The sequence below is a fragment of the Paenibacillus diazotrophicus genome (assembly GCF_042610465.1).
In genome coordinates this window covers 1-11,642 of record NZ_JBGJZN010000004.1, presented here as the reverse complement: position 1 = coordinate 11,642, position 11,642 = coordinate 1, and the positions used below count along the sequence as shown (strand labels likewise).

Annotated in this window: 12 protein-coding genes; 5 read left to right on the top strand and 7 right to left on the bottom strand. The window is 39.5% G+C overall.

From position 1 onward, the window contains the following. The 4 genes from ACAN54_RS17005 to ACAN54_RS16990 form a co-directional block, all read right to left on the bottom strand. Entirely contained in the window at positions 1-1,014 is a 1,014-nt protein-coding gene (locus ACAN54_RS17005) for a GDP-mannose 4,6-dehydratase (RefSeq protein ID WP_379157605.1), read from the bottom strand. Position 1,015: 1 nt separating this feature from the next. Continuing rightward, entirely contained in the window at positions 1,016-2,338 is a 1,323-nt protein-coding gene (locus tag ACAN54_RS17000; protein WP_379157602.1) for a UDP-glucose dehydrogenase family protein, read from the bottom strand. A 12-nt stretch (positions 2,339-2,350) separates the two neighbouring features. Beyond that, positions 2,351-3,298 (bottom strand): glycosyltransferase, encoded by a 948-nt coding sequence (locus ACAN54_RS16995; RefSeq protein ID WP_379157599.1) that lies wholly within the window; start codon positions 3,296-3,298, stop codon positions 2,351-2,353. Between the two features lie 221 nt (positions 3,299-3,519). Beyond that, complete coding sequence (locus tag ACAN54_RS16990) at positions 3,520-4,182, bottom strand: glycosyltransferase domain-containing protein (protein WP_379157596.1); 663 nt, start codon at positions 4,180-4,182, stop codon at positions 3,520-3,522. 843 nt (positions 4,183-5,025) lie between these two features. Here ACAN54_RS16990 and ACAN54_RS16985 point away from each other — a divergent pair. The 3 genes from ACAN54_RS16985 to ACAN54_RS16975 all read left to right on the top strand — a co-directional run bounded on the left by ACAN54_RS16985 (position 5,026) and on the right by ACAN54_RS16975 (position 8,317). Continuing rightward, on the top strand, positions 5,026-6,576 hold the full coding sequence (locus tag ACAN54_RS16985) for a glycosyltransferase (RefSeq protein ID WP_379157592.1): 1,551 nt from the start codon (positions 5,026-5,028) through the stop codon (positions 6,574-6,576). A 40-nt stretch (positions 6,577-6,616) separates the two neighbouring features. Beyond that, positions 6,617-7,831, top strand: a complete 1,215-nt coding sequence (locus ACAN54_RS16980; protein WP_379157589.1) for a glycosyltransferase family 2 protein — start codon at positions 6,617-6,619, stop codon at positions 7,829-7,831. 81 nt (positions 7,832-7,912) lie between these two features. Continuing rightward, positions 7,913-8,317, top strand: coding sequence for an SAF domain-containing protein (locus ACAN54_RS16975; RefSeq protein WP_379157586.1), 405 nt, complete (start codon positions 7,913-7,915; stop codon positions 8,315-8,317). On the opposite strand, the gene ACAN54_RS16970 is transcribed toward ACAN54_RS16975, so the two are convergent. Beyond that, positions 8,254-9,159: a helix-turn-helix domain-containing protein gene (locus ACAN54_RS16970; RefSeq protein ID WP_379157583.1), complete on the bottom strand. Its 906-nt coding sequence runs from the start codon at positions 9,157-9,159 to the stop codon at positions 8,254-8,256. The genes ACAN54_RS16975 and ACAN54_RS16970 overlap by 64 nt on opposite strands. A gap of 202 nt (positions 9,160-9,361) precedes the next feature. On the opposite strand from ACAN54_RS16970, the gene ACAN54_RS16965 reads away from it, so the two are divergent. After that, positions 9,362-9,757, top strand: coding sequence for a hypothetical protein (locus ACAN54_RS16965; RefSeq protein WP_379157580.1), 396 nt, complete (start codon positions 9,362-9,364; stop codon positions 9,755-9,757). Positions 9,758-9,926: 169 nt separating this feature from the next. Here ACAN54_RS16965 and ACAN54_RS16960 read toward each other — a convergent pair whose 3' ends face one another. Together ACAN54_RS16960 and ACAN54_RS16955 are read right to left on the bottom strand one after the other, a co-directional pair. Beyond that, positions 9,927-10,343 carry a hypothetical protein gene (locus ACAN54_RS16960; protein ID WP_379157577.1) on the bottom strand — a complete coding sequence of 139 codons (417 nt, stop codon included), beginning with the start codon at positions 10,341-10,343 and terminating at the stop codon, positions 9,927-9,929. A 239-nt stretch (positions 10,344-10,582) separates the two neighbouring features. Next, entirely contained in the window at positions 10,583-11,137 is a 555-nt protein-coding gene (locus ACAN54_RS16955) for an S-layer homology domain-containing protein (RefSeq protein ID WP_379157574.1), read from the bottom strand. Positions 11,138-11,156: 19 nt separating this feature from the next. On the opposite strand from ACAN54_RS16955, the gene ACAN54_RS16950 reads away from it, so the two are divergent. After that, positions 11,157-11,432: a hypothetical protein gene (locus tag ACAN54_RS16950; protein WP_379157571.1), complete on the top strand. Its 276-nt coding sequence runs from the start codon at positions 11,157-11,159 to the stop codon at positions 11,430-11,432. The last annotated feature ends 210 nt before the right edge of the window (positions 11,433-11,642 follow it).

Below are 11,642 nucleotides of genomic sequence, written 5' to 3'. Positions count from 1 at the left end.
CTAATTCATGTCCACTTGATTGTAATATTGATTATACCAGGTTATAAATTTGTTGATACCGTCGTCAATTGATGTATTTGGTTTAAAGCCTACATCTTCAAATAAATTTTTTATGTCAGCATAGGTTTGGTACACATCCCCAGCTTGCATTGGATAATATTTTTTAATCGCTTTTTTACCAGTTGAATGTTCAATCGCTTGAATTAAATCTGTTAATCTTTCAGGTTTATTATTCCCAATATTATAAACCTTGTAGGGTAAGGTTTTATTAACTATTGCAGGAGAGTTTTCTATAAGTCTAGTGACACCTTCAATAATATCATCAATAAAAGTAAAATCCCGGTACATATCTCCATTATTAAACACTTTTATCATTTTATCTTCCATAATAGCCTTTGTAAAAGAGTAATATGCCATATCAGGTCTTCCATACGGACCATAAACTGTGAAGAAACGCAATCCGGTTGCAGGTATTTTATATAGGTGACTATAAGTATGTGCCATTAGTTCATTAGACTTTTTTGTAGCTGCATATAAACTAACTGGTTGATCAACCATGTCTTCTGTTGAAAATGGTATCTTTTGATTAGAACCATACACAGAACTTGAGGAAGCATAAAGCAGGTGGCTTACTCTGTGGTGTCTACACATCTCGAGAATATTGAAGAATCCCACAACATTGGATTGTATATAAACATTTGGTTTCTCGATGCTATATCTTACGCCTGCTTGTGCCGCCAGGTTGATTACTATATCAATATTGTTTTTTGAAAATATGTTTTCAAGATAGTCCCTGTCAATTAAATCTGCTTTATGGAAAGTGAAATGATCAAATTTCTTCAATATGTTTAAACGGCTGAGTTTAAGGTTCACGTCATAATAATCGTTCATGTTGTCATATCCTATTACTTTGCAACCCATGCTCAATAACTTTTTGGAAAGGTGCATACCAATAAAGCCGGCTGCACCTGTAACAAGATATGTTTTTGTGCTATCTACAGGTTTTAAATTCATTTTACACACCTACACCATAGTATTTAAATCCTTTTCCAGTTAATTCTTGTTTATCGTAAATATTTCTAAAATCAAAGAAATACTTTCCACTATTTAGTTCATCATATTTATCAAAATCCAGGTTTCTGAATTCATTCCATTCAGTGAGAATCAAAGTAGCATCCGTATTTGTAATAGCCTCATAAGTTTCTTCACACCAAATCAGGTTATCTTTTATATCATGAAGACGCCATGTACCTTCTTCACGTCCTTTTGGATCATATACCTTTAGCTTTATACCATACCTTACTAATTCTGGTAAGATGACCAATGAAGGTGCTTCCCTCATATCATCTGTATTAGGTTTAAAAGTAATCCCTAGAACCGCTATAGTTTTTCCTTCAACTTCACCCAGAGCATCCACGATCTTATCTACCATTTTAAGCTTTTGTCTTTCATTAGCTTTTATAGTAGCTTCTATTAAAGAGAGAGGTTCACCGCTATCTTGGGCAATTTTTACGAGAGATCTGGTATCCTTTGGAAAACAGCTTCCTCCATAACCAGGACCTGCATGTAAAAATTTGGGGGAGATGCGTCCGTCCTTTCCCATTGCTTTAGCTACTTTTTGAACGTCAGCCCCCACCTTTTCACAAAGATTAGCTACTTCATTAATAAAGGTAATTTTCATGGCAAGAAAAGCATTTGATGCGTACTTAATGATTTCTGCCGTTTCAATGTTCGTTATGACAAAAGGAGTTTCATTGATATATAGGACTCGATATACTTCTTTCATTAGATTGATGGCTTTTTCATTTTCAGCACCGATAACTACTCTATCGGGATGAGTAAAGTCTCTAACTGCAGATCCCTCTCTTAAAAATTCAGGGTTTGAAACTACGTCGAAAGTATAGTTCACCCCTCTTTCGTTTAGAGCATCTTGCACCAGTGACTTGACTTTTTGTCCTGTTCCTACGGGTACAGTCGACTTATTGACAATCACCTTATATCCATTCATGTAAGTAGCTATACTCTCGGCAACAGTAAGAACATATTGAAGATCAGCACTTCCGTCATCTGCTGGCGGTGTTCCAACCGCAATGATGATAATGTCATTTTTTTCTACAGCATCCTGGATATTAGTTGTAAAACATAGTCGTTTATAATAATAATTTTTTTCGACCATTGTTTCTAATTCTGGCTCATATATTGGAATAATACCTTGTTTTAAACGAGCAATTTTGTTTTGATCAATATCAACACATGTAACTTTATGTCCAAAGTCTGACAGGATTGCTCCCGACACTAAACCAACATAACCTGTACCTACTACTGCAATTCTGGACATTTATTACACCTCTTATATACCTTTTAAGTAGTAGAGATTTAATATCTGATCAAACTTTTTTGCTACAGCATTATAATTGTAGTTCTCTAAAATATAAGGCTGTATCTCACTTAAATACTTTTGTCTTTGTTCCTCATCACTAAGGATGGAAAGAGCCCTTTGTAATTCATTTTCATTTTCGACAATGGCATAATCTAACTTGAACTTACGAAGTAACTCAGAATAAGCAGCAGAATTTGATACAATTGTGGGAATACCATTTGCAATCGTCACTAGCAATCTGTTATTGCTCTTTTGTTTTTCCAAACTATCGTGAGACAAAAAGCATAGACTATAACGTTTTAGATTATTAATAAATCCTTCATATTTCCATTCTATTAACTCAACATTGTCTAATTTAATTTCTTTATTGCCTATAACACCTACTGAATATTTAGGTTGTGCGGATATATAATCAATTGCCCACATTGCTGATTCTAAATTACCTAGTTGGTGATTACCAAACCAAACTACTTTTCCGTTAAACGGTGAAAGGGAAGGGTTCAATTGTTCCACATAATCGATACCATCATTCAAAATGCAACAAGGTTTACCTAGCTTCAATTCCTCTATCCGCGCTTTTTGAGTTTCATTTGCAACAGTAATAACATCAGCTTGCTGCGCAACTTGGTTAAATGATTCTCTGGCATCATCGTACTGCCGTCCTACCACATCATAGATGAGAAAAACCTTTCGTTTCTTTTTTTGATCTAGAATTTTCATTAAATTTTCTTGTGAAGCGGATTGATTCACAACAATAATGTCAGCATTCTCCGGATCATCAAGATTAGCTATATACTTGTTGGGAAATAACTTTTGAAGATGATCTATTAGATATAAAGCCCGAAGTCTTGATGTGGCATTTTTTATAAAAGGCCTTCTTTTGGGGATAAATGTTATCTTAATCGGATTTTCTTCCACTTTTACTCCCCTTCCAAAATAGTCTCATATCATAATATGCATTAAATTTTTTTATGCTTAATTAAAATGCCTAAACGGTCTGCAAAATAGATTCAAGAAAAAGGCAGGAAGGATGTGCGTTTTTATCTTGTAGGGGGGGACGAGTGGATGCATTCAGCTAATGGTAATGCATCGTCCGATCGCAAGAAAATCGTGCTCGCAGGGGCTCCGTGTCAAAAGTTTTATGAATTATTTTTATGTCTATACCCAATGATATAGGGATTTATACGAATTTGTTGGCCAATTTTGATTTCATTTGCAGTGATTCCCATTTTCCACAGACAAAACACTAGAGAACACTGATCTCGTTCGCTTCCAGTAGCGATTTCGTTCCACCAAAGTTCATTCAATCGGTTTATTTTTTCCGTGTTCTTTCTAATAATAAATCCACTCTCAAATAATCCATAATCACGAGGAAATCCTTCATTTAGATACTTTATTTTTACACGGTCCGCAATTTCGGTGCTTACTTTGTTGACCTTTAAACAGTGTTCTAATTCTTGATAGGTGCAGTTTCGTCTTGGATGCTTGTATAAGGCAATATCTTGGCCCTCTAGACATTCCACTATCATTTCATAAATATCTTTTGCTTTTAATCTAAAATTTGCATCCAAATAAATGCTTAGGTCATGTTCTGGTAGAAATTTATGAGATAACAATTTGGTTAAACGAGCCATTTTTCTTGGGCTTTCAAATTGTTTTTCCAATACTTTAATCGTCCAATTTTCAGACTTTATGCTCGGGTCATCCGTAAACAGAATATAATCCACACTTTTATCTATACATAAGGGTTCTTTAACGGAATCATGATTACCAAATAAAGAAGTATACACAACTACCTTCATAGCATGCCCTCCTCGAGTCTATTAGCGAATGATCGCTTAAGATAACTACGTACCAGATAATGTCCAAAAGAGGATGGGACGGGTTGTCCGAAAATAGCTGGAGTAGTTGTCCAGGACCGTAAACCCGTCAGGGCCACGAAGCGGTCATTTAGCCTTGACGGGTGTTTTCGAATAGAAGAAATCGGATTCCCAAAAGTTACTCCTTTCAATTTAGTCCATACAATCAACTCATGAAAAATCCATCTACAAGTTTCAAAACTATATTATGCATTGGATGTTTAACATTCCATAGACATGAATGGAACTTCCGATTACACACATTTGTAATGTCTCATACATTAATATAACTAATAGACTTTCAAGGAGTGTGTAATAATGTGTCGGATTTCTTGATGATAACCCAGATCATTGAGACAAAGGATTGCAGGGTTACCCATTCTTGGCCCGCTTCCCACTGCCAAAGATCTTCCTCCATCGCATTTTATTGTGAACGGTATAGGAAGTCCTCGAAATTTTTGAAAAAAAGAATCTATTATAGCAAAGACGAAAGTCGGTATCGAAAAATTCGAATGTTGGGATGAATAGTGCTGTTTTGCGTGATGTTCCGAAAAACAATGTAGTTGTTGGTAACCCATCAAAATTTTTAAGATATACCCGCTGATGCGGCCGGTGGGGGGGGAATACAATCAGTAGCCTTTTCTTTCAAATGAAGTGACAATGATTAAATTTGAGACATAAGTTAATTGAGGATGTGAGTGGAAAATCTACTCGCGCAAATCCTAGGAACGAAAGGATCCAGAGCATTTATTATTTTATAGTGGGAGGAAAGGATGGGATATAATCTTGCTAAAAATAGTTAGCGTAATTGACCAGATCGGTTCAAATATAGATTATTTAGCTAATGGTTTATTGCCCTATATGGATCGCTATGATTACCAAGTTTTCGATGTACATCCTACAACCCCAAGTACTTCTCAACTTATGCGATTCGAAAAATACGGTAAGGATGCAGACATTATTGATTTTCAACATCCTCATATTGCGCTTTTGCTATTAAACAGGTATTCCTGGCTTTCAGAAAAGAAAAAAATATTAACCAACCATATTCCTGATTATCTAAATAACAGTCAATATAGCATGTTTGATAAAGTAGTCTCTTCAAATAAAACGATGCAAAGAAGAATACCGGGCAGCGTGTTTATTTCTTTAACAGTGGATACTAATTTCTGGACTTTTAATGATAAGTGGACGAATAATAAAAATTTGATTATGGTTACCGATGAAATAAAGCAAGAAAAGGGAGTCTTTGAAGTAGCAGTTGCATGCCGTAACCTTGGGCTAAACCTTTTATTGGTTGGTCGAAAATCGGATGAAAGTTATTTAACTAAAGTGTTAGAAACTGGACGCGTTACTTACCGGCAAGAGATGAGTAAGGAAGAACTTCAACAATTGTATTATCAATCCACCTTATTCGTGTGTAACTCGGATGAAAGTGAGATTGGACCTGTTTCAATATTAGAGGCCATGAACTCTGGGGTGCCAATTCTTTCCCGTTTAGTCGGACATGTGCCAGAACTCAACAAAAAGAATTGTATGCGATTATTAGAGTCTCCATTAAATGATGTCGCTTCATTGACGAATGCTATTGAGAATCTTCTGAGCAACGAGCAAGAGCTCTTAGTTATGCGCGAGAGAGCTTGGCAAATTGGCTCAAAACAAGCAGACGAACGCAGAGCATACAATTATCAAAAGCTTTACAGGTCCCTTTTTCCTGGAACCCCAGTCTCTGTAATTGTAACAATTTATGAATATCATCATACAATACTTAATTGTTTACAATCTATTGCCGCTCAAGATTATGTTAATAAAGAGTTAATTATCTGTGATGACAATCCAAATAGTGAAAATCAGTCAGTTATAGAGGAATTTGCACGTTCAGTCTCTTTTCCAGTTGTATATCGAAACACATCCCGAAAGGAAAATGATTACGGGCTAGCTAGAGCTCGTAATGTAGGGATAATAGAGGCAAGTGGTGATATTTTAGTATTTTGCGATCAGCGTATAAGTATGCATTCCAATGCTATCAGTGAATTTGTCAAAAATCTAATGCCTAAAAAATGGTTATTTGGTACAAAAGGAATAATAAAAGGCTTTGTTGAGAACTTCTCCTGTGTTTACCGAAATGATCTAATCAGAGCTGGCATGTTCTGTGAGCGTGTTGATGAATATGGTGGGGCAACACAAGAAATATTTAAACGCACTCATTCACAGGGGTTTAAGCATGAACTAATTCCAACTGCTAATTCAACTTTTATTGTTGAATCATTAAGTCTTTCAAAAAGACGTCCAGAAATTATTAAAATGCGAAATCGCTTATATAGAATGAACTTTTAGCCTTCAAAGGGGAGAAAAAATAGAGGTAGAGGTGAGGTTATTGGAAAGTGGTAATTTAAACAGATCACATACTATAGATGTAGTAGTCTGTGTATATAACGCGTTGGAGTATGTCAAATTGTGCTTAGAATCCTTAATAGCAAAAAAAACCATTCCATTCAATTTAATCATTGTGGATAGTGGGAGTGAACAAGAAACAAAAAACTATTTAGCTTCTTTCGCAAGGAAATATGATTGTATATTAAAAACTAATCACTCAAAGACTGATTACACAATTGCATCAAATCAAGGACTGAAATTGTTCACATCAAAATATTGTGTGTTATTAAATAGTGACACAATCGTATCTATTCATTGGTTAGAAAAACTGATGGATTGTATGGAATCTGAAAGCAGTACAGGGATTGTTGGACCTTTATCAAATTCGGCCAGCTATCAGTCAGTACCTAAGGATGTCAATGGAAATGGAGGCACGGTAAACGAATTGGAAAAATTAGGCGGTAAAGAGCTAACCATTGAACAAATGGCCTATTTTATAGAACAACAATCAAAAAGAATATTTCCAGTTGTTAATCAAGTGAATGGGTTTTGTTATATGATTAACCGTTCCGTCATTGAAAAAATAGGTGTTCAGGATGAAATAAACTTTCCTTGCTATGGGGGAGAGGATGATTATTGTATTCGGGCAGTCAATGCAGGGTTTAAACTAAAGGTTGCCGATGACTGCTATATTTATCATTATAAATCCAAAAGTTATAATACAGAAGAAAAAAACGAGAAAAGGAAAAATGCAGGAAGACTTCTACGGGAAAAACATACACCAACAATTGTTAAACATCATTACACTGAAATAAAAAATAACATTGAACTCGCAAGAATAAGGGAAGAAATTGATCTAGCGCTAATTAATAGCAGTTGTATGTATGATTACAATAGGGCTATTTTGCTTTTTTGCTCTGAACCGGAAAAAAGTAGCAACCTTGAAACGATGATAAAAGAAACAAAAAGAATGTATAGAGATAATTTACTACTAAAATTGGCTGTACCTTTTCATTTTAAAGAATATCTTACAAAAATATATCCACATCAAGCGGTTCATTTTATGTTTTACGAAGATAAAAGTGAATTGATTCGAATTAGTCAGCATTTTGATACAGTAATTGCCGCTGATTTAAACGCTAATGATACTTTACGGCAGATTGCAGCAAATTATGATCATATTAAAGATGTTTATTATACCGTAGAAAAACATTGAATTTTTAGAAACCCTTGGTGTAGCTGGGTTTCAATCGGTCCTACTAAGGAGGAAGAACATTCCCTCCAATTCAGACGATCGGTGTATGTTGCCAAGGATATACAGGCTGGTGAAGTGTTGACGGTGGATAATATAAGCGTGATCCGTCCGGGATTTGGCTTAGCTCCCCAATACTATGATCTTCTTCTAGGAAAGCAAAGTAAAAGAGACCTGAAAAGGGGAACTCCATTAAGCTGGAGCTGTTGTTGTGATACAGATGGAATAATACTGCATCTTAATCTCTCCACCCAACTGTTAATCCATGTTCTTGGACTTCCGGGGGGGGGGGAACCCTTGCCAAGGCAGTACTTGGAGCATAGACCGAAAGATTATAGAGTACTTAAAGAGAAGCGCAGGAGCGCTTCTCTTTTTATTCAAGCAATTCACCCCAGCTTCTTCACCGGCCGCAGCACCGCATACCCGTATCCCTCAGGGAAATGGCGCTGATAATCCTGCTTGGTGTCCTCATCCCATTGGTAACCCATACTCTCCGGAATATAGTTCCAGGCTACCTCTTCGACGGTACGCATTACTTCACCGTTGTCCTTCAGATAATCAAACGGCGGGTGGAAGAAGACCAGGTACTCGGATTCCGGGATATCTTTGACCTCCATTCCCTCAGGGATCTCCCCGCTGTAGTCCGCCGTCACAGGGATTCCGTACAGATATCCTTTGTGTCCATTCTGATAGAACCAGCCTGCCGTTTGGCCAAGCTGTCCAGGCAGCGTATGATGGGACATACTTTCCAGCGTTCCCGCTACCTCATCGCAATCGTGGCCGTTCCCCCAAAACTGTCCATAGTCTGACACCTCAGCATCCCAGATCCCAATGAACTTATGGGCCGGGATGCGCTCAATAAAGATATCCGCTTCCTGCAAATGCACCTGTCTCATCTTACCCCGCTCCTTGATCAAATAATGATAAGGAGAGAACACTTCAGAGCGAATCGCGAGCGGAATAGGCCTCGGTGCCTTCCGGTAAACATGTGGTGTAATCTTAAAAGCTTTCACGAACGCCCGTGTGAACGCTTCCTGTGACGTAAAGCCGAACTTCACGGCAATGTCCAGAATACGGGTATCCGTGTCCCGCAGCTCCAGAGCGGCGCGGCTGATTCTTCGCTGCCAGATGTTATCCCGCAGCGTCATTCCGGTCAGTGAGTGAAACTGCTTCGTACAGTAATATGGCGAATAACCAAGCTGCTCTGACATTTCCAGAAGCGAAGGCACGGTGGCAATATCCCCGTCGACCCAATCCACCATGAGCTGAACCATCTCATTCCATTCGTACATGCGGTGCTCCCTCCTTCCACAATTGATCTTAGCAAAGTCGGCTGCTGTAGTTTTGACTTGAATTGCAGTGCTTTACCCCTTAATTCTATAGAAGTCCTCTTCTGTCCTCCATCACTTACTCCCATAAAATTTTCCCGTTCGCACAAGCCCCGCACCATTCACTGAGTAATATAGGAGTAAATAGAGCGAAGAGGTGAATACCATGGGACAACCAACTACAATCCGCAAGCGGGCCAAGGCGCTGAAGGGCAAGCCGGTCTGCATTACACTTCATGACGGACGTTCGTATGTAGGCTATATAACCGGGGTTCAAAAGGACGTTCTGATTCTCTCCAGACCCTATACCAGTACAACCCGCACATCCGGTAAAAAACGGCCCAGCCACCGGCAAAAGGCAGAAGTCTCTGCGTTTATGCCGCTGCTGGGATCTCTTTTTGGAGGAGGTTCCGGTGCAGGGGCGTCGGGGCTCAGCGGGGGTTTACGGTTTCTGGGCCTGATCCGGAGAGCGATGCCGGTGATGAAAATGGGCTACGGGATGATCAAAACCATTAGACCTTTTTTCAATGGACTGAAGGGGTTAATGAGTAACAACGGCTGAGCCTAAAATCCAGATGAGCTTTAGACACAAAAGACACCCCTTGGAGGTGTCTTTTGTTGTTTCCAAGGATAGAGGAAATAATCCAGCCCGTCTGGCGTTCTTAGTACAGTTGGGATGGTTGGATTCCATTAGAAAGTTGGCATAAAACTGCGTAAAACATTAAAGAGGGTTATAGCAGCAGATTTTCAATTTGTGATAATACGCTTTGTTCAAGCCGGTAGGTGCCGAATGGACTGAACCAGCGATCCAGCAACAATCTGGATTGAGACAAATGTTGTGCAGCTTCGGCTTTCTTGCCCTGCTTGGTCAGCAGGACTGCCCAAGCCTTGTGGTAGCTGTAAGGCTCCTGCTTAGATATTGACCTGATTAATTTCTCAGCTTCAATATAGGAAGTGTCATCGAACGGGCAGTGCAAGAGAAGATGCCCTGCGTAGAAGCTGTCAATCATATGACGGGTAGCTGGTATTTGACCGGATAGATGCCCAGACACAGCAATAGGCCTGATGTATGACAGAGCTTTATCCAGTTCCTGTTTGTCTGCAAAATGATAATAGAGAAATAGCCGAAGCTCGGATTCTTCCGCCAATTGCTCTGGCGTTCTCTCAGGTGAGCTGTCCAGCAGCCGGACGGCTGCAGCGATGACCCGGGCATTCCAGCTGCCTGGAGGACGCTCAGCCGAGGAAGCAAATCCTTACGGGGCCTCCGAATTATTTCACATTCAGGTATGCGTATACATATCACATCAGCAGTAACGCAAAGCGGCGATTTCCCAAGTAACGGGAGAATCGCTGCTTTGCTAATTTTTCATGACTCATTTCTAGATGATCAAGATGCCAGATTTAGAATGCGGTAGATAATAACTGCAGCTTGAGCACGATTAGTGTTGCCTTTTGGCTCAAATTGATCAGTACTAATTCCATTAATGATCCCCAGGTTAGTCAGCTGTGCTACAGACTCCTGTGCGTAGGAAGCAATTTTACTTTGATCGTCATATTTATGCAGCACCGCACTGTTATCCACTGACTGCAGTTGCCCTTTCGTTCTCAGGGCATTTGCAACCATAATCGCCATTTCTTCACGAGTGATCTCACGGCCCGGTTCAAACTTTCCGCTTCCTGAACCCTGGACGAGACCAGCATTCACAGCTATTGATATGGCATCCGAGTACCATGCACCTGAGTTAACATCACTGAATGTTGCAGATGAACCAGTACTGGTGAGATTCAACGCACGTACCAGTAGTGTTACAAATTCAGCCCGTGATATATTTTGGGTCGGTGCGAATTTATATACACTTCTACCTTGTATAATACCTTGGGCTACCAGGTTCTCGATTGCTGATTGGGCCCAGGATACCTTGCCCAGATCTACAAATACCACTAGGGTAGGTACAGATGTATTGCTTGTTACTGGTGTTGCACTTGGTGCCGGTGTTGTGCTTGGTGCTGGTGTGGTGCTTGGTGCCGGCGTAGTGCTTGGTGCTGGTGTGGTGCTTGGTACCGGCGTAGTGCTTGGTGCTGGTGTGGTGCTTGGTGCCGGCGCAGTGCTTGTTACCGGTGCCGCACTTGGTGCCGGTGCGGGTGTTACGACAGGTCCGGGACTATTTGACGCCGTAACCGATATTTCGTTGGAATCTGCACTCTCACTAACAGAATCAGCAGCCGTAACTATATAGTAATAGGTTCCAGTTGTAGCTTCTGTATAGGTTGTTCCAGTAACACTGCTTGCAATTGTTATATAAGGACCGCCTGGAGTAGTTGCACGTTTTATATGATAACTAGTTGCACCTATTGAAGCCTCCCAAGTCAGATTAATCTGATTATTCCCTGCTGATCCAAAAAGATTTAATGGAGCCTGCAGTCCTGGAGCATGGGGAGTAACTGTA

Excerpts from the sequence above, each read along its gene's own strand:
- ACAN54_RS17005 (WP_379157605.1), bottom strand. The coding sequence starts at position 1,014 with ATGAATTTAAAACCTGTAGATAGCACAAAAACATATCTTGTTACAGGT.
- ACAN54_RS16970 (WP_379157583.1), bottom strand. The coding sequence starts at position 9,159 with ATGTACGAATGGAATGAGATGGTTCAGCTCATGGTGGATTGGGTCGAC.
- ACAN54_RS17000 (WP_379157602.1), bottom strand. The coding sequence starts at position 2,338 with ATGTCCAGAATTGCAGTAGTAGGTACAGGTTATGTTGGTTTAGTGTCG.
- ACAN54_RS16990 (WP_379157596.1), bottom strand. The coding sequence starts at position 4,182 with ATGAAGGTAGTTGTGTATACTTCTTTATTTGGTAATCATGATTCCGTT.
- ACAN54_RS16965 (WP_379157580.1), top strand. The coding sequence starts at position 9,362 with ATGGGACAACCAACTACAATCCGCAAGCGGGCCAAGGCGCTGAAGGGC.